Origin of the sequence: Kribbella rubisoli (assembly GCF_004217145.1) — a bacterium.
GTDB classification, from domain to species: Bacteria; Actinomycetota; Actinomycetes; order Propionibacteriales; family Kribbellaceae; genus Kribbella; species Kribbella rubisoli.
In genome coordinates, this window is sequence record NZ_SHKR01000012.1 from 578,773 (window position 1) to 598,620 (window position 19,848).

28 protein-coding genes are annotated in these 19,848 nt (G+C 67.3%); 19 read left to right on the forward strand and 9 right to left on the reverse strand.

From position 1 onward, the window contains the following. Positions 1-92: 92 nt before the first annotated feature. Positions 93-947 carry a helix-turn-helix transcriptional regulator gene (locus EV645_RS16915; protein ID WP_130444799.1) on the forward strand — a complete coding sequence of 285 codons (855 nt, stop codon included), beginning with the start codon at positions 93-95 and terminating at the stop codon, positions 945-947. Here EV645_RS16915 and EV645_RS16920 read toward each other — a convergent pair whose 3' ends face one another. Next, positions 948-1,856, reverse strand: coding sequence for a LysR family transcriptional regulator (locus EV645_RS16920; protein ID WP_130444800.1), 909 nt, complete (start codon positions 1,854-1,856; stop codon positions 948-950). It abuts the gene before it with no gap. A gap of 73 nt (positions 1,857-1,929) precedes the next feature. Here EV645_RS16920 and EV645_RS16925 point away from each other — a divergent pair, with 73 nt between their 5' ends. After that, complete coding sequence (locus tag EV645_RS16925) at positions 1,930-2,832, forward strand: EamA family transporter (RefSeq protein WP_130444801.1); 903 nt, start codon at positions 1,930-1,932, stop codon at positions 2,830-2,832. Here EV645_RS16925 and EV645_RS16930 read toward each other — a convergent pair. Next, complete coding sequence (locus EV645_RS16930; RefSeq protein ID WP_130444802.1) at positions 2,821-3,462, reverse strand: flavin reductase family protein; 642 nt, start codon at positions 3,460-3,462, stop codon at positions 2,821-2,823. The genes EV645_RS16925 and EV645_RS16930 overlap by 12 nt on opposite strands. Positions 3,463-3,624: 162 nt before the next feature. On the opposite strand from EV645_RS16930, the gene EV645_RS16935 reads away from it, so the two are divergent. Then, entirely contained in the window at positions 3,625-4,767 is a 1,143-nt protein-coding gene (locus tag EV645_RS16935; RefSeq protein ID WP_130444803.1) for a serpin family protein, read from the forward strand. On the opposite strand, the gene EV645_RS16940 is transcribed toward EV645_RS16935, so the two are convergent. Together EV645_RS16940 and EV645_RS16945 are read right to left on the reverse strand one after the other, a co-directional pair. Then, positions 4,748-5,296, reverse strand: coding sequence for a TetR/AcrR family transcriptional regulator (locus EV645_RS16940; protein WP_130444804.1), 549 nt, complete (start codon positions 5,294-5,296; stop codon positions 4,748-4,750). The two genes, EV645_RS16935 and EV645_RS16940, sit on opposite strands and share 20 nt — an antisense overlap. Beyond that, the gene (locus EV645_RS16945) at positions 5,271-5,702 is read right to left on the reverse strand and encodes an SRPBCC family protein (RefSeq protein WP_130444805.1); all 432 of its coding nucleotides are present in this window, start codon (positions 5,700-5,702) and stop codon (positions 5,271-5,273) included. The genes EV645_RS16940 and EV645_RS16945 overlap by 26 nt, the downstream gene beginning before the upstream one ends. 84 nt (positions 5,703-5,786) lie before the next feature. Between EV645_RS16945 and EV645_RS16950 the strand changes: the two genes are divergently transcribed. From EV645_RS16950 to EV645_RS16985, 9 genes are all read left to right on the forward strand, one after another. Further along, complete coding sequence (locus EV645_RS16950) at positions 5,787-5,990, forward strand: hypothetical protein (protein ID WP_130444806.1); 204 nt, start codon at positions 5,787-5,789, stop codon at positions 5,988-5,990. After that, positions 5,991-6,668, forward strand: coding sequence for a PhzF family phenazine biosynthesis protein (locus EV645_RS16955; protein ID WP_130444807.1), 678 nt, complete (start codon positions 5,991-5,993; stop codon positions 6,666-6,668). 107 nt (positions 6,669-6,775) lie between these two features. Then, entirely contained in the window at positions 6,776-7,000 is a 225-nt protein-coding gene (locus EV645_RS16960) for a hypothetical protein (protein ID WP_130444808.1), read from the forward strand. A gap of 227 nt (positions 7,001-7,227) precedes the next feature. Then, positions 7,228-7,683 carry a DUF1851 domain-containing protein gene (locus EV645_RS16965; RefSeq protein ID WP_130444809.1) on the forward strand — a complete coding sequence of 152 codons (456 nt, stop codon included), beginning with the start codon at positions 7,228-7,230 and terminating at the stop codon, positions 7,681-7,683. Between the two features lie 191 nt (positions 7,684-7,874). Continuing rightward, the gene (locus tag EV645_RS16970) at positions 7,875-8,225 is read left to right on the forward strand and encodes a hypothetical protein (RefSeq protein ID WP_130444810.1); all 351 of its coding nucleotides are present in this window, start codon (positions 7,875-7,877) and stop codon (positions 8,223-8,225) included. Further along, positions 8,209-8,628 (forward strand): DUF7878 domain-containing protein, encoded by a 420-nt coding sequence (locus EV645_RS43550; RefSeq protein ID WP_479684497.1) that lies wholly within the window; start codon positions 8,209-8,211, stop codon positions 8,626-8,628. Before EV645_RS16970 ends, EV645_RS43550 begins: the two co-directional genes overlap by 17 nt. Before the next feature lie 98 nt (positions 8,629-8,726). Further along, a complete protein-coding gene (locus EV645_RS16975; protein WP_198681660.1) occupies positions 8,727-9,569 on the forward strand; it encodes a nitrilase-related carbon-nitrogen hydrolase in 843 nt (280 codons plus the stop codon). 10 nt (positions 9,570-9,579) lie between these two features. Next, on the forward strand, positions 9,580-10,986 hold the full coding sequence (gene hydA, locus EV645_RS16980; protein WP_130444811.1) for a dihydropyrimidinase: 1,407 nt from the start codon (positions 9,580-9,582) through the stop codon (positions 10,984-10,986). Positions 10,987-10,995: 9 nt separating this feature from the next. Continuing rightward, positions 10,996-11,988, forward strand: a complete 993-nt coding sequence (locus EV645_RS16985) for a TIGR03842 family LLM class F420-dependent oxidoreductase (RefSeq protein WP_130444812.1) — start codon at positions 10,996-10,998, stop codon at positions 11,986-11,988. Here EV645_RS16985 and EV645_RS16990 read toward each other — a convergent pair. After that, positions 11,958-12,494 carry a winged helix-turn-helix transcriptional regulator gene (locus EV645_RS16990; protein ID WP_130444813.1) on the reverse strand — a complete coding sequence of 179 codons (537 nt, stop codon included), beginning with the start codon at positions 12,492-12,494 and terminating at the stop codon, positions 11,958-11,960. The two genes, EV645_RS16985 and EV645_RS16990, sit on opposite strands and share 31 nt — an antisense overlap. A 29-nt stretch (positions 12,495-12,523) precedes the next feature. On the opposite strand from EV645_RS16990, the gene EV645_RS16995 reads away from it, so the two are divergent. The 3 genes from EV645_RS16995 to EV645_RS17005 are packed head-to-tail and all read left to right on the forward strand — an operon-like array spanning position 12,524 to position 14,119. After that, positions 12,524-12,895: a VOC family protein gene (locus EV645_RS16995; protein ID WP_130444814.1), complete on the forward strand. Its 372-nt coding sequence runs from the start codon at positions 12,524-12,526 to the stop codon at positions 12,893-12,895. Then, positions 12,892-13,224, forward strand: coding sequence for a YciI family protein (locus EV645_RS17000; RefSeq protein WP_130444815.1), 333 nt, complete (start codon positions 12,892-12,894; stop codon positions 13,222-13,224). The genes EV645_RS16995 and EV645_RS17000 overlap by 4 nt, the downstream gene beginning before the upstream one ends. A gap of 4 nt (positions 13,225-13,228) precedes the next feature. Further along, the gene (locus EV645_RS17005; RefSeq protein WP_130444817.1) at positions 13,229-14,119 is read left to right on the forward strand and encodes a zeta toxin family protein; all 891 of its coding nucleotides are present in this window, start codon (positions 13,229-13,231) and stop codon (positions 14,117-14,119) included. Here the strand turns inward: EV645_RS17005 and EV645_RS17010 are convergent. Next, complete coding sequence (locus EV645_RS17010) at positions 14,079-14,486, reverse strand: cytidine deaminase family protein (protein ID WP_130444819.1); 408 nt, start codon at positions 14,484-14,486, stop codon at positions 14,079-14,081. The two genes, EV645_RS17005 and EV645_RS17010, sit on opposite strands and share 41 nt — an antisense overlap. A 198-nt stretch (positions 14,487-14,684) precedes the next feature. Between EV645_RS17010 and EV645_RS17015 the strand changes: the two genes are divergently transcribed. Beyond that, complete coding sequence (locus EV645_RS17015) at positions 14,685-14,888, forward strand: cold-shock protein (protein ID WP_130444821.1); 204 nt, start codon at positions 14,685-14,687, stop codon at positions 14,886-14,888. Between the two features lie 49 nt (positions 14,889-14,937). Here EV645_RS17015 and EV645_RS17020 read toward each other — a convergent pair whose 3' ends face one another. From EV645_RS17020 to EV645_RS17025, 3 genes are all read right to left on the reverse strand, one after another. Continuing rightward, positions 14,938-16,182, reverse strand: coding sequence for an ABC transporter substrate-binding protein (locus EV645_RS17020; protein ID WP_242000464.1), 1,245 nt, complete (start codon positions 16,180-16,182; stop codon positions 14,938-14,940). A gap of 120 nt (positions 16,183-16,302) precedes the next feature. Then, on the reverse strand, positions 16,303-16,467 hold the full coding sequence (locus EV645_RS41895) for a hypothetical protein (RefSeq protein WP_157997087.1): 165 nt from the start codon (positions 16,465-16,467) through the stop codon (positions 16,303-16,305). Beyond that, entirely contained in the window at positions 16,460-16,843 is a 384-nt protein-coding gene (locus EV645_RS17025; protein WP_233714559.1) for a hypothetical protein, read from the reverse strand. The genes EV645_RS41895 and EV645_RS17025 overlap by 8 nt, the downstream gene beginning before the upstream one ends. A gap of 118 nt (positions 16,844-16,961) precedes the next feature. Between EV645_RS17025 and EV645_RS17030 the strand changes: the two genes are divergently transcribed. The 3 genes from EV645_RS17030 (at position 16,962) to ftsX (ending at position 19,805) form a co-directional block, all read left to right on the forward strand. Further along, on the forward strand, positions 16,962-18,011 hold the full coding sequence (locus tag EV645_RS17030) for a carbohydrate kinase family protein (protein ID WP_242000465.1): 1,050 nt from the start codon (positions 16,962-16,964) through the stop codon (positions 18,009-18,011). A 173-nt stretch (positions 18,012-18,184) separates the two neighbouring features. Beyond that, entirely contained in the window at positions 18,185-18,874 is a 690-nt protein-coding gene (gene ftsE, locus EV645_RS17035) for a cell division ATP-binding protein FtsE (protein ID WP_130444829.1), read from the forward strand. Positions 18,875-18,893: 19 nt separating this feature from the next. Next, positions 18,894-19,805 (forward strand): permease-like cell division protein FtsX, encoded by a 912-nt coding sequence (gene ftsX, locus EV645_RS17040; protein WP_130444831.1) that lies wholly within the window; start codon positions 18,894-18,896, stop codon positions 19,803-19,805. Positions 19,806-19,848 lie beyond the last annotated feature (43 nt).

Below are 19,848 nucleotides of genomic sequence, written 5' to 3' on the forward strand. Positions count from 1 at the left end.
CTGAACGCGATCGGAGCCTGGTGGTGAGAGCCTGGTTATCCTATTACTCGCAGCACCTGGCACCAGGCTCGATCTGTGCCCATGATGGAACCATGACCACTGTCCCAGCCGCCACCGACAGAACCGTGACTGCCGAGCGGCGGGAGCTCGGCGTGTTCCTGCGCAGCCGGCGCGAGCGCATCAGGCCGGACGAGGTCGGGTTCGCGCCGGGCGGCCGACGGCGTACGCCGGGACTGCGCCGCGAGGAAGTCGCGCTGCTCGCCGGGGTCGGGGTCACTTGGTACACCTGGCTCGAGCAGGGCCGCGACATCAACGTGTCCGCGCAGGTCCTGGACGCGATCGCGACGGCGCTGCGATTCGACCGGCAGGAGCGCAGCCACCTGTACCGGCTTGCCGGGAGCCGGTCCGGTCCGGCGCCGGGAGTTTGCTCGGCGGTGCCGCCGTCGGCGCAGAAGACCCTCGATGCGGTCTCGCCGTACCCGGCGGTGGTGCTGAACAAGCGCTACGACATCCTCGCCTTCAACGAGGCGTACTGCCGGGTCATCATCGATCTGGAGAAGGTGCCGGTCGAGGACCGGAACCTGCTCTGGCTGAACTTCGCCTCGAACGACTGGAACTGCAGCTTCGTCGACGCCGAGGCGACCAAGCACCACATGGTCGCGGCGTTCCGCGCGGCATCGGCCGACCACCTCGGCGACGCGCTCTGGCAGGACCTGATCCAGAGCCTGCTCAGGGTGTCGCCGTACTTCGCCGAACTGTGGGAGCGGTACGACGTCGCGGCGCCGAGCACCCGGACGAAGATGCTGGAGATCGACGGGTTCGGGATCCTGCGGATCGATCCGATCAACCTGTGGCTGTCGCCGGTCGGGCCGTTGCGCGTGACCGTGTACACGGCGCTCGACGAGGAGACCGAGACCAAGCTCCGGCAGATCGTCGATCACGCCTGATCAGGCGGTGTCGCGGTCCGGCCAGGCGGCTTTCAGGGTCGCGAGCGTGACCGCGATAGCTGGGCGGCGCGACGTGGTCGTCCGCCAGACGGCGTACAGGCGACGAGTCGGCGCGGGCTGCAGGGGTACGACGACCACGCCGTCGGGGACCGGACCGCGGCCGAGGCGTGGGAGCAGGCCGATGCCGATGCCGCGGGCAAGCATTGCGAGCTGGGTCTGGTACTCCGCGACCGAGTACGCGACGTCCGGCTCGACGCCCGCGCGACGCATCGTCCGGATCAGCCACTCATGGCAGATCGAACCGGCCGGCTGGCAGATCCAGCGCTCACCGACCAGGTCCTCCGCGCGCACAAACTCCTTGCCGGCAAGGCGATGCGATGCCGGCACCAGTACGTCGGCCGGATCCGTGCCGAGCTTCGCCCGCGACAAACCTTCCGGCAAGGCGAGTGGTGTGTTGTGCCAGTCGTGCACGACCGCCACATCGATCTCGCCGCGGTTGACTGCCGCCACTGCCTCGAACGGATCGGTCTCCCGGACGCGAATATCCAGCCCGCCGTGATCGTGGAGCAGCCGCACCAGCGCCGCCGGCAGCAGCCCGCGCGCCGCGGTCGGAAAGGCAGCGATGCTGAGCGTCCCGATCGCCTGCCCGCGCTGCTCGTCCAGCGTCAGCTCGGCGTCCTCGACCAGCGCGAGAATCCGGGCCGCCGTCGACGCGAGCTGCTGGGCCGCGTCGGTCAGCACGATCCCGCGCCCTTGCCGCTCGATCAGCGTCGTCCGCGTCTCGCGCTCCAGCTTCGCCAGCTGCTGCGACACCGCGGAGGGTGTGTAGCCGAGCACCTCGGCCGCCCGGTTGACCGATCCGTACTGCGCGACCGCGTGCAACGCGCGGAGCCGACCGAGATCGATCATGTAGCACTCCTACATTGAAGGCGGTAGAAATCGGTGCTGGTCCTTAAGTGTACCGCCACCCACACTGGACCGTATGAAGCCTCGTGACCTGCTCCTCGCACTCGCCGTCGTCGTTGTCTGGGGCATCAACTTCGTCATCATCGAGGTCGGTCTGGAGGGTGTGCCGCCGCTCCTGCTGTCCGCGCTGCGGTTCTTCTTCGCCGCCGTACCGGCGATCTTCCTGCTCGGCAAACCCCGCGTCCCCTGGCGGTACGTCGTCGGCGTCGGGCTCGCGCTCGGCGTGGCGAAGTTCGGCCTGCTGTTCATCGCGATGGATCACGGCGTACCGGCCGGCCTGTCGTCACTCGTCCTGCAGGCCCAGGTGATCTTCACGGTCCTGTTCGCGATCGCCGTACTGCGGGAGCGCCCGCGGCCGGCGCAGCTCGCCGGCATCGTGATCGCCTGCGTCGGGATCGCGCTGATCGTGCTCGACCGCAAGCTGTCGGCCCCGCTCGGCGCGCTCGTTCTCGTCATCGTGGCGGCCGGCTTCTGGGGTGTGTCGAACACGATCACCCGGTACGCCAAGCCGCCGGACACGCTGCGCTTCATGGTCTGGGTGAGCGCGGTCGCCGTCGTACCCCTGCTGATCCTGTCGCTGATCACCGAAGGACCGCGGGCCGACGTCGACGCGCTGCGCGACATCGACCTGAGCGGCATCGGCGCGATCGCGTACCTCGCCTTCGGGGCCACGCTGTTCGGCTTCGGGGTGTGGGGCTACCTGCTCCGGCAGTACGACGCGAGCACGGTCGCGCCGTTCTCGCTGCTCGTGCCGATCGTCGGGATGTCGGCAGCCTGGGTACTGCGCGGCGAGGCCGTCGGGCTGCAGCAGGGGATTGCCGCGGTGCTGGTGATCGGCGGCATGGCCTGCACGGTCATCCGGCGCCGGACCCCGCGCGCGGTGGAGTCCGGCGATCCGGAGCTGACGTCAGTCGCCTGACCCGACGGGGATCGGCATCGGCGGCATCTGCCAGCCGCGGGCGAGCGAGGATGCGTACGTCGGGCTCCCGCCGGCGAAGTACTCGGTGAACTTCATGATCAGCGGATCCCACCGCAGCGGGTCGATGTAGCGGTCATTGCTCATCAGGAGGTCCTCGCGTACCCGCACGCGCTCGACCTTCATCTCCAGCGAGCACAGGTGCGAGTCCGGCCCGCCGATCTCGTTGATCGCCACGACTCTGCCTTCGAGGTTGATCGGGCTCTCGAGGACGGAGTCGGGGCCTGCTCCACTCGGCTCGCGGGTCAGGCCGGCGGCGGCGAACTTGTCCGGCTCGTACCGGTAGCCGCGCGCCCGCTTCGCGTCGGACATCTGCTGCGACCCGGTCAGCAGGGCGATCCGGTCGAGCGCGGCGACCATGTCCGGGTCGACCAGGTTGAGCACGATCTCCGGCCGCTCGACGAGGTTCTTCACGGTCTGCGCGCTCGTCCCCATCCCCAGCATCGCGGTGTACCCGAGCCACCACGCCGACGACATCGGCGCGAGGTTCGTAGTGCCGTCCGGGTTGAGGGAGCTGATCAGGACAACGGGCGTACCGAAGTACAGGACCTTGGGCTCGACAGTTCGCTTCATGTGAATGGAACGGCGCAGGGTCGGGATGTGTGAGGGGTTGCGGATCCCCAGGCCATCACAATCGCCGGCTCTCGGCCGTCGTACGCGGGGCCGCACCGCGATCGCGCGATTGTGATGGCCTGGAGATCCGCGCGACAGCCACCGGCGTGGCAGTGTGGAGGTATGGACGCCGACATCGTGCGCGCAGTCAACGACCTCACCACCCGCTGGGCCCGGAGTCTCCCGGCGGGCAACACGGTTGTGTCCGGTCTCGGGTTGTGGCCGCTGCTTGCGCTGCTCGCGACCGGAGCGGACGAGCCCGGCCGGAGCGAGCTTGCCGCGGCCGCCGGGGTGGACGCGGCGACGGGCTCGACCGACGCGATCCGGCTGATCGAGGCGATCGAAGACTCCGCCGACCTGCACGCCGCGCTCGGGGTATGGGTGAGCGAGCAGTTGAAGCTCGCGGAGTCGTTCGATGCCGTGATGCCCGCGCCGCTCGTCGGCATGCTCACCGGCAACCCGTCCGTGGACAAACCGAAGCTCGACGCGTGGGCCGCCGAGCACACCGACGACCTGATCCGCGAGATGCCACTCGAGATCGACCCCGACGTACTCCTCGTGCTCGCGTCGGCTCTGCTGCTGCGTACGACGTGGGTCCGCCCGTTCACCGAGCAGGTGCGGCACGTGCCGAACGGCCCGTGGGCAGGTTCGTGGCACTGGCTGGAGCGCGTCGACTCAGACCTGGACGCCGTACGCCGGTATGGCGACCTGACTGTTGTCACGGTGCAGGGTGATGCCGATGTCGACGTGCTGCTGGGCATCGGCGATGGCGACGTACTTGCGGGCCTGCTCGAAGCCGCGGCTCACCCGAACGACGGCGTACCAGGCAGTCGGTTGATCGACGACGACGAGCCAGGCCCGGGGTTGCGGATCGGGCAGACGACGTCGGCGCGGCCGGATCTGAAGGTGGCGTTGCCGTCGTTCAGTGTCGAGGTCGAGCACGACCTGATGCAGTCCCGCGAGCTGTTCGGCCTGACCGCCGTCACCTCGGATCCCGGCGATCACGGACACTTCAGCGCGCTCAGTCCGACGCCACTTCGTGTCGGCCAGGCGAAGCAGAAGGTGCTCGCCCGGTTCTTCGCGACCGGGTTCGAGGCCGCCGCCGTGACCGCGATGGCGATGACCCGCGCCGCGATGATCACGACCAAGCAGCGCCGGCTCGAGCTCGCGCTGGACAGGCCGTTCGCGTTCACCGCTGTACTGCGGGAGTCGCGGCTGCCGATCGTGGCCGGCTGGGTGGAGACGCCTACTCAACCGGGAGACTGAACAGCCGGTTGAGGAGCGCGGACGCCTCGTCGACGCCCGCGCGATCGCCGGTCAGCAGCAGGTCGAACAGCAGGCCACGCGACGCCGCCAGACCGAGCCGCGCGTACGCCGGTGCCTCGTCCGCCGGGAGCCCCGCGCGGATGCAAAGCTCGATCAGCGGCGGCAACCAGACGTTGATCAGATCCGCCTTGAGCGACTCGGTGTGCGGCAGGTCCTGCATCGCGTGCGCGCTGAGCTCGAAGAACAGCGGACCGTAGATCAGCGCCGCCTCGGTGACCCGGCGCCAGAACAGCTCGCTCTGCTCCGCGATCGGGAGATCGGTCGCCAGCACCTCGGCCAGCAGGTCGCGCTGTTGCTGCTCGACCGTGCGGACCACCTCGGCGAGCAGCCCCTCGCGCGAGCCGAAGTGGTAGATCAGCATCCGGTGACTGGTGCCTACCGAGGTCGCGATACTGCGCAGGCTGGCGTCGCCGATCCCGTTCCGGGCGAAATGGTCGACCGCGTCAGCCAGCAGACTGTCGCGACTCACTGATCTCCTTCAACTTGGCCGTCTCGGTGGCGATGTAGCGCCTGGTCAGGCCGGCGTACAGCCTGCCGAAGAGCCAGCCGAGCGGACCTTCCTGGATGATCGTCGCGGTCGCGACCGTGCCTTCCGGGGTCTGGATGACGCGGTGCCCGCCGGTCGTCTTGATCCCGGGCGCCTTCGAGACCCATTCGAAGTACTCGCCGTCCTTCAGCTCGGTCACCTCCCAGACGGCGACCGGGAGCTTGGGCTGGCGGATGCGGGTGCGGGCGCCGATGTGGATGCGGCCCGCGTCGAGCCGCTCGACGGAATCGACGGTCGGGGTCCAGTCGGGCCACCGCTCGACATCGCTGAAAACCTCCCAGACCCGCTCTGGCGAGGCCTGGATCGTGCTGGAATGATCGAAGCGCATGTACCAAATGGTACATCAGGTCTGTGTGAGGCTTCAGCGGGTGGTCTGCCGGGCCGATCCCAGCGGCAGGTAGGGTCTTGGCCCATGGCTGACCAGAACGTCCCGCAGAACATGCAGAACCTGGAGAACGAGCAGGACCCGGGCGCGAACACGCAGATGTTCCGCGCGTTCGTCAACGAGGGCGCGACCGAGACGACCCGCGATCCCAAGATCAACGGCCGCGTGCTCGCCGTCATCGGCGCCGCGGTACTGCTGATCGCAGTGATCGCCGCAATCGCAGTCCTGTAGTTGACCGACCTGCACGTCGAGGTCGTCCGGGTCTTCACCGACCCCGACGGCCGATTCGGTAACCCCCTCGGCATCGTCGACGGCGCGCTCGTCCCCGAGCCCGACCGCCAGACGGTGGCCGCCGCCCTCGGCTACAGCGAAACCGTGTACGTCGACCACGCGGCGACCGGCACCCTCCGCATCTACTCCGCCACTGGCGAGATGCCTTTCGCCGGCCACCCAACCGTCGGCGCAGCCGCCTGGCTTCACTCAACCGGCCACCCCGTCGACACCCTCCACGTCCCCGTCGGCCCCATCGCAGTCACCCGCAGCGACGACCTCTTCTCCGTCCGCGCCGACACGACCTGGGGTAGCACCTGGGAGTGGCACCACCTCGCCTCACCCGAGGCAGTCCTCGCCGCCGATCCCACGTCGTACGACGCCGGCCACACCTACCTGTGGTCCTGGCTCGACGAGCCCCACGGCATCATCCGCGCCCGAGCCTTCGCCCCCGCAATGGGCGTCCTAGAAGACGAGGCCACCGGCTCCGCCGTCACCCAACTAACAGCCCAACTAGGCCGCAACCTCCACGCCATCCAAGGCGCCGGCTCCCACCTCTACACCACCCACGAACCCCCAACCCACGCCACAGTCGGCGGCCACGTCCTCCGCGCCGCACCCCGCACTCTCACCCTCTGACCAGCCGCATGCACGGTTTCGGGCCTAACGCCAGTGCTGCCGGCGAAGACTGTCACTTGCTGCAACTTCGTTGACCCGCTGACGTCACCGATGCGCGCGGCCAGGTGGTGGAGCGACGTGAGTACGACGGGAACGCGGCCACCGGTACGCCGGACGACACGACCTACACGTTCGACCTGGCCGGGCGGATGACCCGGATGCAGGGGGCCGGTGGTGTCTGGACGTACACATACGACCTGCGCGGCCGGAAGGTCCAGAGCGCCGATCCGGACGCCGGCACCACGACGTCGGCGTACGACGAGGGTGATCGGCTGGTTTCGAGCACGGACTGACGGCCAGAACCATCGTGCCTACGAGAGGCTGTCGGGATGGACGGCGGCGCAGCGTGCGGCCGCCGTCGGGAAGGTTGCCGCGTTAAGCAAGGCAACCCCGAGGTCACGGAGGTCCTGCGCAAGGGATATTTGCCAGGTGAACGCGAAGATGTTGGAGCGGTTCTGTGCCACGTTCAGGATGACGGAGGCGGCGTCTGGCCTCCGGAGGCCAGACCTCCGGGGGATCGGTGTCGCAACTGGTCCGGGCGCGTCTCGGCGGGTGCACCTTCGAGCACGGGCTGTACCGGGTTCATACGCACGCCTCGGCGGAGGCTGCTTGCGCAGTTCACGGAGGCGGCTTTTCCCGAGTTCGGGGGAAGGTTCGACTATTTGGATTCGATTGGCTCGGCCGGCAGTTCGCCAGCGACAACAAGCGCGGTGCCGGTGACGATCCTGAGGTCATGATGCTCGAGCCGGGCACCGGTGAGGCTTTGGAGATACCGGTGCCGGTGTCGGCCTTCCACGATGACGAAGTGGTGGAGTACTCCGATGAGGCGCTCGCGTCCAATTTCTACGCCGAGTGGATGGCCGTGCACGAGTCCGCCCTGCGCCTGGATCAGTGCGCCGGCTACCGGGTACCGCTGTTTCTCGGGGGTGACGACCTGGTCGCGAACCTCGAGCTTTCCGACCTCAGCGTCTACTAGGGTCTGATGGGGCAGTTGCGACTCAAGGCCATGCACATCTACATGACGGGACTCGACGAATGATCTCAGTGCTGCGGTGCTCTCGGCGGCTTCGTCGTTCTGTGCGAACCTTGCCGGCGGTAACTGGGGAGGCTGGCAGACGTGTGCCGGCCAGGCCGAAGGAGCTCTCGGTCTCGCAACTGTCGGGATTCATGCAGAAGAACACGACAACAGGTCGCGGAGCTAACGGTCGCCCGCAATGGCTTGCAGAGAATGCGGGGTCGGTGCGACGTGTGGTGCTGTTTGCGCAGAACTTCAAATCCAGAGACTTTCTTCGGTGCGATGCGGTGCTGTTCGGATCCGCTCATGACTGGATGTTCTCGGTCGACGTGACCCTCGCGGATTTCGACGAGTTGCCAGACATGTCTGTGCAGGACAGCCTTTTGTTGTTGCGGGACTTCCTCTTGAATATTCACGTCCTGCCGCTGGACGACGATTTGTCCCGATCCGCTCCGCCGTCCCTGTCCGGCGATACGGAGAGCAGACGTGCTGCTGACTTATGACGCGCTCGACTTGACCGAGGTTCGGGGTAGGGCGCCGGTGGATGTTCTGGCGGGAGTGGACGCCGGGTTTCGGGTGGTTGACGGTGATCGGGTGGTGTATGAGGACCCATCGTTTCCGGTGGTGGAGTTGGCGTGGAGCCTGTTGAGGTGGCTGGATCAGCCTGATCGAGGGGACTTCGTGTTCGATTCGATGTCCTTCGAGGAACCGGGCGCGCTGACCGTCCGCAGACAGGGAGCGGGATGGGTTTTCGGTTCGGTCTTTGTGCCTGATGTCGCCAGTGATCCGGTGTCCTGGGGTGAGGTGGAGCGGTCCGTCCGTGCGTTCACCCGGAGGGTGACTGCCGACCTGACTGCCGTCGGCCTCGATGCCACTGATGCGCTGCGGTACCCACCGGCCCGTTGACGGCGACCCGTTCTCTGACGGCGGGGGTGACCGGGGTGTCCGTTGACTCTCTCCCGGGTCGGATGGAGGATGAGTGCTCGGCTACTTGGGGAGGTCTTGTGGCAGACGTTGTCAGGGCGGCTTTGGTGCAGACGTCGTGGACGGGTGACAAAGAGTCCATGATCAAGGCGCACGAGGACTACGCGCGGCAGGCGGCTGCGGCCGGTGCGAAGGTGATCTGTTTCCAGGAGCTGTTCTACGGACCGTACTTCTGTCAGAAGCAGGACGCCGAGTACTACGAGTACGCCGAGTCCGTGCCGGGCCCGACGACCGAGCGGTTCGCCGCGCTGGCGCAGGAGCTCGGGATGGTGATGGTGCTCCCGGTGTACGAGCAGGAGCAGCCGGGCGTGCTGTACAACACCGCCGCCGTGATCGATGCCGACGGCACCTATCTGGGGAAGTACCGGAAGAACCACATCCCGCAGGTGAAGGGTTTCTGGGAGAAGTTCTACTTCCGCCCGGGCAACCTCGGGTACCCGATCTTCGACACCGCGGTCGGGCGGATCGGCGTCTACATCTGCTACGACCGGCACTTCCCGGAGGGCTGGCGCGCGCTCGGCCTGGCCGGCGCGAAGATCGTCTTCAACCCGTCGGCCACGAGTCGCGGGCTCTCGGCGTACCTGTGGAAGCTGGAGCAACCCGCGAGCGCGGTCGCGAACGAGTACTTCATCGGCGCGATCAACCGGGTCGGGATCGAGTCCGAGTTCGGCGAGAACGACTTCTACGGCACGTCGTACTTCGTCGACCCCGAGGGCAAGTTCGTCGGCGACGTCGGCCATGACCACGATCCGGAACTGATCATCCGCGATCTGGACCTCGGACTGCTGGACACGGTCCGGGACCGCTGGCAGTTCTACCGCGATCGCCGCCCGGACGGCTACGGAGACCTGACGAAGCCTTAAGGGGACGCACATGTCTTTGCTGGTCAAGGGTGGAACCGTCGTCGGACCGACCGGGACGCGGGTCGCGGACGTGCTGGTCGAGGGCGAGAAGATCGTTGCCGTGCTGGATCCGTCGTTCACGCCGACGGTCACCGCCGACGAGGTGATCGATGCCTCCGGCAAGTATGTGATCCCGGGCGGGATCGACGCGCACACGCATATGGAGATGCCGTTCGGCGGTACGTCGGCCAGCGACACGTTCGACACCGGGACCCGCGCCGCGGCGTTCGGCGGGACCACGACGATCATCGACTTCGCGATCCAGCGCACCGGCGAGGTCGTGCAGGACGGGCTGGCGGCCTGGCACGCGAAGACCGAGGGCGAATGCCATATCGACTACGCGTTCCACATGATCCTCGGCGGCGTCGACACCGATGCGCTGAAGGCGATGGATCAGCTGGTCGCCGACGAGGGCATCACCAGTTTCAAGCTGTTCATGGCCTACCCGGGCGTCTTCTACTCCGACGACGGACAGATCCTGCGGGCGATGCAGACCGCGCGGGCCAACGGCGCGATGATCATGATGCACGCGGAGAACGGCATCGCGATCGACGTCCTCGTCCAGCAGGCCCTGGAACGCGGCGAGACGGATCCGATCTACCACGGCATCACCCGCCCGGCCGCATTGGAGGCCGAGGCAACGAACCGTGCGATCGCGCTGGCCGAGGTCGCCCAGGACTGCCCGCTGTACATCGTCCACCTGTCGGCGAGTCAGGCTCTGGCGAAGGTCGCCGAGGCACGGGACCTCGGGCGCAATGTGTTCGCCGAGACCTGTCCGCAGTACCTGTATCTGACGTTGGAGGACCAGCTCGGCGCGCCTGGGTTCGAAGGCGCGAAGTGGGTCTGCTCGACGCCGTTGCGCAGCAAGCACGAGTCGCACGCCCGCGACCTGTGGAAGGGTCTGCGGAGCAACGATCTCGCGATCGTGTCGACCGACCACTGCCCGTTCTGTATGAAGGACCAGAAGGAGATGGGCATCGGTGACTTCTCCAAGATCCCGAACGGCATCGGCGGCGTGGAGCATCGCGTCGACCTGATCTTCCAGGGTGTTGTCGACGGCAACATCTCGCTCGAGCGCTGGGTGGAGACGATCGCGACGACGCCGGCCCGGATGTTCGGGCTGTACCCGCAGAAGGGCATCGTCCAGCCCGGTTCGGACGCCGACCTGGTGATCTACGACCCGAACGGCACGACGCGGATCGGGGTCGAGACCCATCACATGAACATGGACTACTCGGCGTACGAAGGGGTCGAGATCCAGGGCCGGGTGGGCACAGTGATCTCGCGCGGCGAGGTGATCGTGGCTGACGGCAACTACCATGGCCGCAAGGGCCGGGGGAAGTTCCTGAAGCGCGGCCTGTCGTCTTATCTGATGTAGGGGGAGATCGTGGACTTCGGTGTGGTGTTCCAGTGTGATCCGCCCGCGTCCACGGTCGTGGAGCTGGCCCGGAAGGCGGAGGACGCCGGGTTCGGCTACGTGTGGACGTTCGACTCGCATCTGCTGTGGCAGGAGCCGTTCGTCATCTACAGCCAGATCCTGGCCGCCACGCAGCGGGTGATCGTCGGGCCGATGGTGACGAACCCGGGAACGCGGGACTGGACCGTGATCGCCTCCCAGTTCGCCACGCTGAACGAGATGTTCGGCAACCGGACGATCTGCGGGATCGGCCGCGGCGATTCTGCCCTGCGCACGCTCGGCGCGAAGCCTGGGACGATCGCCGAGATGAAGCAGTGCGTCGAGGTCGTACGCGCGTTGGCCCGCGGCGAGACCGTCGAGTACCGCGGGCAGCAGCTGAAGTTCGCGTGGGTCGACAACGGCGCGCTGGACGTGTGGGTCGCGGCGTACGGTCCGCGCGCGCTGGCCGCGACGGGGGAGGTCGGTGACGGCTACATCCTGCAGCTGGCGGATCCCGATATCGCCCAGTGGATGATCACCGCGGTACGGCGGGCCGCGGAGCAGGCGGGCCGCGATCCGATGGCGATCAAGTTCTGTGTCGCGGCCCCGGCGTACGTCGGCGACGACCTGGATCACCAGCGCGAACAGACCCGGTGGTTCGGCGGCATGGTCGGCAACCACGTCGCTGACATCGTGGAGCGCTACGGGTCCAGCGGCGCCGTGCCGAAGGCACTCACGGACTACATCGAAGGCCGCAAGGGCTACGACTACGCCGAACACGGCCGCGCCGGCAACACCCACACCGCCTTCGTCCCCGACGAGGTCGTCGACCGCTTCTGCATCCTCGGACCGGTCGAGAACCACCTCGCCCGGCTGAATGAACTGAAGGACCTCGGCGTAGACCAGTTCGCGCTCTACCTCCAGCACGACGCCAAGGAAGAAACCCTCGCCGCCTACGGCAAGGCCATCATCCCGAGCTTCTGAGCCGCGTGCGCCAACTGCAGGCCCGGCGTGGTGGCTCGGTAGACGGTTGCGGGCGGGTAGTCGTCGGTGACGGTGCGGCTGATCAGGTCGGCCGCCTCGAGATCTTTGAGCGTCAGTGTCAGTGCGCGTGGCGTGACGCCGGGCAGCGCGCGGCGAATCTCCGAGAAGCGTCGTTCCTCGACCAGCAAGGTGAGGGTCGGCAGCGACCACTTCTTCAGGCCCACGTCGGTGACGCCCAGGTCCTCCAGGACATCCGTGAGTACGGCGGCGTCCGCGCCGAGTCGCGGGTCGCTCAGCAGGTACTCCGGGCGCAGCGGGTGCCCTTTGCCCGGGTTGCGCTGGATCAGGCCGGTCTCGATGAGGAACGCCAGCGTTCGCCGGAGCGACTCGCGGCTCACGCCCAGGGTGTGGCTGAGGTTCACGAATCGCCCGCCGTGGCCGCGGTGGAGCTCGGCCAGCACCGGGACGGCCCAGCGGAAATGGACCAGGCGGGCAAGCGTTGACACGAAAGTAAGCTTAGTATAAAAACAGGACTATGGGTGGGATCGAGTACGACGGGCGCGCGGTCTGCGCGCTGGACGTTTCCGACCTGGAGCGAGCCGTGCAGTGGTACGAGCAGGCGCTCGGCTTCGAGGTCGTACACCGGCTGGAGTCCTGGGGCTGGGCCGAGTTGAGCACACCGTTGCCCGGGATCTCGATCGGCCTCGGCCAGGTCGAGGACCCGAAGACCGACGGCGGGGTCGTGGTCACGTTCGGCGTCCACGACATCGACAAGTCACGCGGACACCTGGAGTCGCTGGGCACCCGCTTCGACGGCGAAACACGACAGATCGCCGACGAAGTCCGCCTCGCAACCTTCTACGACCCCGACGGCAACACCTTCATGCTCGCCGAGAGGCTGGCGTGAGCACACCGCCGCGCCCGGGCATGGAGAGCCTGACGCTCGTCCTGCTCCGCCGTCCGCCGACTCCGACGGACTTCACCGACGACGAGGCGGACCGCATCCAGCAGGCCCACCTCGACTTCCTCGACGGCAAGCGAGCGGCCGGCGTGATGGGCGCGGCCGGCCCGTTCCGCGATCATGACGACCAGGTACTGCGGGGCTTGTGCGTCTACCGCACCGGGATCGACGAGGCGCGCAAGCACGCGGCGGAGGATCCGGCCGTGCGGGCGGGCATGCTCGAGGCCGAAGTCATTACCTGGTGGTTCCGCGAGGGCGAGGTGCGGTTAGCGTGACTGTGTGAGCGGACGGATCCTCGACGACGGTGCCCTGGGGGAGGTGTTTCGTCGGAGGGTCCGGCCGGAGCTGCACGGGTCGCGGCAGGCGGGACCGAAGACGGCCTTGCTTGTCACCGGGCAGGAGGCGAGCGGTAAGACGAGCGTGATGCAACCGCTCGCCGCTTCCTTGGGGCTCGCGGGGGCGTGCCGGCTGGAGGCGGACGACCTGTTCGCCGCGCATCCAGAGTTTGCTGGGGGCAACGAGCTACAGCTGCTCGACGACATCAACTACCTGACGTATCTCGCCGAGTCCGAGATCCACGAACAAGGCTGGGACCTGGTCACGAGCCAACCTTGCTACAGCGAGCAGCTGGCGGTCGGTGAGCTGGAGTACCACCGCGCGCACGACTATCGCGTCGTGGTGGCTGTGGTCGCCACCCAACCGGCCGAGAGCCTGCTGAGCGCCGCGGACAGGTACTACAACCACGGTGGTCGACTGATTACCGCGGAAGACCACGCGGCCAGTGTCGAAGCCTTGCCGCGAGTCGTCCAGGCGATCGCCCGATCGGACGCGTGCGCGGGTCTCCACCTCGTCACCCGCGACAACGCAGTACCTGGAGCTGATTTCCGCGGCTCGCCGGATGCGGCCGAACGAGAGCTCAAGAGGTTGCAAGATCAGCCGTGGAGCGCTCAGCGGGTGGAACGCTTTCAGCAGATCCGCGCCACGCTCCCGCCCGACACCGATATGGTTCGGGCGATCGACAGGCTGGCCGAACCCAAGCTGACCCAGTTCCGTGCGCTTCGAGCATCCGGGCTGATCGACTCGCCACGGACCCGCAGTACGCCGGACATCACCGGCGCACGCTCAAGGATCAGGGCGTCCAGCGGAAAGCACCCGGAAGCAGGTCGATGATCGGAACCGATCCGGGCCCTTCCGGCCCCGGCAGGATCACCCTGATCTCGGGGTGGTAGTCGAGCAGGACCTGCCGATCACGACCGCACGGTCCGTTGACGCCGCGGCCTTCGTTGCCGACGGCTACGATCGTCGTGAGCTCGCGGGCACCCTCCGCGCGGGCGCGGCCGAGGGCAACCAGCTCGGCGCAGGGGCCGCCGGTGAAGTGGTAGAGGTTGATGCCGGCGTACATCCGGCCGTCGATACCGCGGACCACGGCGCCCATCGTGTAGACGCCGTCGGGTCCGTCGGTGTTCGCGTCGACCGTGCGGCGGGCCAGTTCGATCAGCTCGCGGTCGTCGTCGGTGAGCGGTTGCAGGGAGAGCATGCGGCCAAGCCTGCCACGTCAGCCCACGCCGGATGGAACAAATTTGCCGCAGGCGTGGTTGGATGTACTAGGTCTAGTTTCAGTAGCTGTGGTTTATCTCGATCGTTTCTTGCGAGAGATGGTGTGCCGCGCCGGTGCGACGAACGCCGGGCCTGCCGCGACCGCGGTGCGCCTCATCTCTGACAAGGGAGCATCAACATGGCACAGGGATCTGTGAAGTGGTTCAACGCTGACAAGGGCTTCGGCTTCATCACCGTCGACGGCGGTGGAGCGGACGTTTTCGTCCACTACTCCACCATCCAGACCGACGGGTTCCGTAGCCTCGACGAGAACCAGCGGGTCGAGTTCGACATCGCCCAGGGCCCGAAGGGCCAGCAGGCGGAGAACGTCAAGGTCGTCTGACTCCGAACAGCCGCGGCTCCCATTCGTGGGGGCCGCGGCTGGTTCGTTCTCAGCCGGCGATCCGTTTCAGCTCCGCCTCGGTGACCGTGCGAACCTTCTTGATCTCCGCGGCCGGGTCGGCCCCGCTGCGGATGATCCGGTTCAGCGCGTCGGAGTACGCCGTACTGGCCTTCGGCGACCACAGCATCGGGTTCTGCGGACGGCCGTTCTCGGTGAGCAGCTTGACCGCGTCGGCGGCCGGACCGGACTTGAGCTTGTCCGCCTTGCCGGCCAGGCTCTTACGGGCCGGGACGTGGAAGCCGTACGACTGCGCGAAGTCGAGCTGGTCGTCGGTCTGGTCCACCCACAACCACTTGATGTACTTCTTCGCCGCGTCGATGTTCGTCGATTTCGCGTTCACGCACGCGCCGTACCCGCCGACGGGCACGCTCGCCTTGCCGGTGGTCGCGTTGAGCTTCGGCCAGGGGAGTACGCCGTAGTCGCCCGGTAACGCCTTCTCGATCACGGGCAGCGTCCACAGCCCGGTGAACTGCATCGCGGTCAGCCCCTGCGTGAACGCGGACGGGTCGGACCAGTCGGTCGGTGCCCCGAGCAACAGAACCTTCGAGGTCCAGAGCTCGCGCAGCTTGCTCAGCGACTCGGCCGCGAGCGGGTCGTCGAACCCGAACTGGTTGTCGGCGGTCAGGTAGTCGAGTCCGGCCGACCACAACGCCGGTCCGCCCAGCACGCCGACGCCGCCGTCGTTGCCGACGAACAGCCCCTTCACCTTGTCGTTGGTCAGCTTCTTCGCGGCGGCGAGCAGCTCGTCGACGGTCTGCGGCGGCTGTACGCCGGCTGCGGTCAGCATGCTCTTGCGGTAGACCATCAGCTGCATGTCGATCACCTGCGGGATCGCGTACAGCTTGCCCTGGTACGACATTCGCTCGACCAGCGCCGCGTTGAAGTCGTCCTTGGCGTCACCCAGGATGCCACTGAGATCGACGACCTGGCCGCTCTTGATCATGTCGATCGTCGGACCGTTCGGGTACTCGAACGTGTCCGGCCCCTGGTTGGTGAGCAGCGCGGTCGAGGCCTTCTTCTCGTAGTCGCCCGGCGACCACTGGATCGTCACGGTCGCGTCCGGATACGCCTTCGCGTACTTCTCGACCGCCTGCTGCGTACCCGCTTCGCCGTACTGGTGGTACCACTGCTGGAGCGCCGGCTTGTCGCCACTCCCGCTACTCGAGGGCCGCCCGCTGTTGGAGCCACATCCGGCGACGGCCATCGCCGCCAGTCCGGCCCCGAATCCCAGCACGCTCCGCCTGCTGACCCCACCGCTCATCACGCCGTCTCCAGTCCCGCACGGTCCCACAGCCCGTGCGCATCCGCTGACTCTACGTCGGCGGCGGGGCGTCGAAGACGGTAATTCCAGGGATCAGGCAGGGGCCGGCGCAGCACCTGCGCCGTTGCCCGGGCGGGCGCTCGCGATCCGGGCGACGCCGGCATCGGGTTTGCGGCCGGCCTTGCGGGCGGCTTCGACATGCAACCGGGCCAGCTCGACGGCCTGGCGGGAGACCTTCACGGTCTTCTTCTCAGCCATTGTCACTGTCTCCCTCGACGACCTCGATGTCTGCATCCGCAATATCAGCGTACGCGGCTGCACCGACGCGGTCGATCGCTACCGCGGCAGTCAGCGCGGCGACCAGGTCGTAGTCCTCAGGCTGTAACAACTCCGACCGCATCAGTGAACGCAGCGTCACCACACCGGCGTCCGTGCCCGCGTCGTCCTCGCCGTCGAGGATCTGCTCGACCGCCCAGCGGACCATCCGCATGGTCTCCTCACGGTGCCGCCAGGTGTCGAGCTCGCGATCGGACTTGCGGACCAGGTACGACCCGAGGAAGACGCCGCCGAGCGCGAGCAGTGGACTGAGCACCGTCATCACGACGCCAACGATCGAGATCCAGGTGGGGATCACCTCACGCGCCTCCCAATTGCATGGTGTTGACCGGTCGATGATGTTACGAAGGAGCATTCCACCCGCCCCCCACAAACACCGGCAGAGCTGACCCAGGATGACAAGGAGCGGTGTCACCGTGACCGACGGACCCGAGATGTACGACGTGTTCGTACAAGGAACGGTGTTCTACGACATCGTGATGACCGGCCTGGAAACCGCCCCGACCACCGGGACCGAGATCTTCGCCGAGGGAATGGGCTCCTGCCCGGGCGGTGTCGCGAACTTCGCGATCGCGGCCGCGCGGCTCGGCCTGAAGAGCGGCCTGGCCGCCGTCTTCGGTGACGATGTGTACGCCGACTTCTGCTGGCGGACCCTGGCCGACCAGGAGGGTGTGGACCTGTCCCACTCGCGGCGGATCGGCCACTGGCACTCGCCCGTCACGGTCTCGATGTCGATCGACCGGGACCGTGCGATGGTCACGCACGCCCACGAGGCGCCCGGCGACCCGAGCAAGCTGGTCGGTCCCGGCCTGAAGACACGGTCCGCGATCGTGCCGGTCGCCGACGAGTTGCCCGGCTGGACCGTCGAGGCGCGAGAGTCCGGCGCGCTGCTGTTCGGTGATGTCGGCTGGGACCCGACGGACGAGTGGTCCCCGGCCGTTCTCGACGTACTGGACGGTTTCTACGCCTTCACGCCGAACGCGACCGAGGCGATGTCGTACACCCGGACCGACACGCCGAAGGCCGCGCTGCACAAGCTGGCCGACCGGGTGCCGCTCGCGGTCGTGACGAACGGCGCGGACGGCGTACTGGCGATCGACTCGACGACCGGTGAGGAGGAGCAGGTGCCGGCGCTGCCGGTGCGCTCGTACGACCCGACCGGCGCCGGTGACGTCTTCCTCGCGTCGCTCGTCCTCGGCACGCTCCGCGGTTGGCCGCTGGCCCATCGGCTTGCTTTCGGCAACCTTTGTGCGGGCCTGTCGGTCCAGCACTTCGGCGGATCGCTCGCGGCGCCGGGATGGGGCGACATCATCGACTGGGTCCGCGACCACACCCGGCACCGCCCCGGTGAGGTCGACCCGGCCGTCCTCGAGCACTACACGTTCATCGGCGACGTGCTCCCCGAGGGGCCGGTCCCGATCGTTCGCCGGGCGTCGGCAACCATCGCGCGCCAGTCGGACGCCTGACACGACCGTTTCAAACGCACCGGGTATCGGACGCGGGCCCTCGGACCGGCAGGCCTGGTCGGCGGCACGCCCGGGAACGCCTAGACTGATCGCCGGCCGCTCCGGTGGCGTACGGTGCACTTCGTGGTTACCGTCGCGCCGCTTCCTGTTCCCGACCACGGCCGGATGAACCCGTGATCCGCTTCGAGAATGTGTCCAAGACGTACGAGGGCCAGTCCAAGGCCGCTCTGCTGAACGTCAACGTCGAGATCGAGAAAGGCGAGTTCGTCTTCCTGGTCGGCACCTCCGGGTCCGGCAAGTCGACGTTCCTTCGCCTGGTACTGCGTGAGCACCGGACCACCCGCGGTCACATCATGGTCGCCGGCAAGGACCTGAACCGGCTGGCCAGCTGGCGGATCCCGCAGATGCGCCGCCAGATCGGGACCGTGTTCCAGGACTTCCGGCTGCTGCCGAACAAGACCGTCGCGGAGAACGTGGCGTTCGCGCTGCAGGTGATCGGCAAGCCCCGCTCGCACATCCGCAAGACCGTGCCCGAGGTGCTCGAGCTGGTCGGCCTGGACGGCAAGGAAGACCGGATGCCGGACGAGCTGTCCGGCGGTGAGCAGCAGCGGGTGGCGATCGCCCGCGCGTTCGTGAACCGGCCGATGATCCTGATCGCCGACGAGCCGACCGGAAACCTCGACCCCGGTACGTCGGTCGGCATCATGAAGCTGCTGGACCGGATCAACCGCACCGGGACGACCGTGGTGATGGCCACCCACGACGTGTCGATCGTCGACCAGATGCGCAAGCGCGTGATCGAGCTGGAGAACGGCCACGTCGTCCGCGACGAGTCGCGCGGCGTCTACGGCTACCAGCACTGACCAGGGGACTGACTGACTGATGCGCTTGAACTACATCCTGTCCGACCTCGGGATCGGCCTGAAGCGGAACATGTCGATGACGATCGCGGTCGTCGTCACCATCTGGGTCTCGCTGTCGCTGTTCGGCAGCGCGCTGCTCGCCCGCGAGCAGGTCGACCTGATGAAGGGGAACTGGTACGACAAGATCCAGATCTCGGTGTTCCTCTGCACCAAGGACTCCGGCGGCCGCGGCTGCGCCGGCACCGAGGTGACCCAGGAGCAGAAGAACCGGATCCAGCAGGTCATCCAGACCAACCCCGACACCGCGCCCGACGGCGTCTTCTCGGAGTCGAAGTCCGAAGCGTTCGAGTCGTTCAAGAAGCTGTACAAGGACTCGCCGATCGTCAGCACGGTCACCCAGGACCAGATGCAGGAGTCCTTCCGGGTCAAGCTGAAGGATCCACAGCGATATCAGAACCTGGTGAGCGCGGTGAGCGGCCTACCAGGCGTCGATACGGTCCAGGACCTCAGGCAGTACCTCGATCCGTTGTTCAAGGCCCTCAACGGGTTGCAAGTCGGTGCGCTGATAGCGGCCGGACTGCTGCTGGTCGCCGCCCTGATGCAGATCTCCAACACGATCCGGTTGGCGGCGTACGCCCGGAGACGGGAGATAGGCATCATGCGCCTGGTGGGCGCCTCGAACTTCTACATCCAGCTGCCGTTCCTGCTGGAAGCGGTGCTGGCGGCCCTGGTGGGCGCGGTCTTTGCCTGCGGCACCTTGTGGGTCGGGGTGTACTTCGTTGTCATGCAGCGGGCCCAGGAGACGTTCCGGGTCTGGCAGTGGGTCGGCGCGACCGAAACCTTCCGCGCGACGCTGATCATGGTCGTGGTCGGCCTGATCCTGGCCGTCATCCCGACATTCCTGACGACGCGGAAATACCTCAAAGTCTGATCCGGGTGCCTTATCGTGCGTTAACAGGAGTAACAGCAGTCAC

Excerpts from the sequence above, each read along its gene's own strand:
- EV645_RS16915 (WP_130444799.1), top strand. The coding sequence starts at position 93 with ATGACCACTGTCCCAGCCGCCACCGACAGAACCGTGACTGCCGAGCGG.
- EV645_RS41895 (WP_157997087.1), bottom strand. The coding sequence starts at position 16,467 with ATGGCTGAGAAGAAGACCGTGAAGGTCTCCCGCCAGGCCGTCGAGCTG.
- EV645_RS17010 (WP_130444819.1), bottom strand. The coding sequence starts at position 14,486 with ATGCTCTCCCTGCAACCGCTCACCGACGACGACCGCGAGCTGATCGAA.
- EV645_RS16945 (WP_130444805.1), bottom strand. The coding sequence starts at position 5,702 with ATGCGCTTCGATCATTCCAGCACGATCCAGGCCTCGCCAGAGCGGGTC.
- EV645_RS16935 (WP_130444803.1), top strand. The coding sequence starts at position 3,625 with ATGGACGCCGACATCGTGCGCGCAGTCAACGACCTCACCACCCGCTGG.
- ftsX (WP_130444831.1), top strand. The coding sequence starts at position 18,894 with ATGCGCTTGAACTACATCCTGTCCGACCTCGGGATCGGCCTGAAGCGG.
- hydA (WP_130444811.1), top strand. The coding sequence starts at position 9,580 with ATGTCTTTGCTGGTCAAGGGTGGAACCGTCGTCGGACCGACCGGGACG.
- EV645_RS16925 (WP_130444801.1), top strand. The coding sequence starts at position 1,930 with ATGAAGCCTCGTGACCTGCTCCTCGCACTCGCCGTCGTCGTTGTCTGG.
- EV645_RS16920 (WP_130444800.1), bottom strand. The coding sequence starts at position 1,856 with ATGATCGATCTCGGTCGGCTCCGCGCGTTGCACGCGGTCGCGCAGTAC.
- EV645_RS16930 (WP_130444802.1), bottom strand. The coding sequence starts at position 3,462 with ATGAAGCGAACTGTCGAGCCCAAGGTCCTGTACTTCGGTACGCCCGTT.
- EV645_RS16970 (WP_130444810.1), top strand. The coding sequence starts at position 7,875 with ATGCAGAAGAACACGACAACAGGTCGCGGAGCTAACGGTCGCCCGCAA.
- EV645_RS17015 (WP_130444821.1), top strand. The coding sequence starts at position 14,685 with ATGGCACAGGGATCTGTGAAGTGGTTCAACGCTGACAAGGGCTTCGGC.
- EV645_RS16995 (WP_130444814.1), top strand. The coding sequence starts at position 12,524 with ATGGGTGGGATCGAGTACGACGGGCGCGCGGTCTGCGCGCTGGACGTT.
- EV645_RS16950 (WP_130444806.1), top strand. The coding sequence starts at position 5,787 with ATGGCTGACCAGAACGTCCCGCAGAACATGCAGAACCTGGAGAACGAG.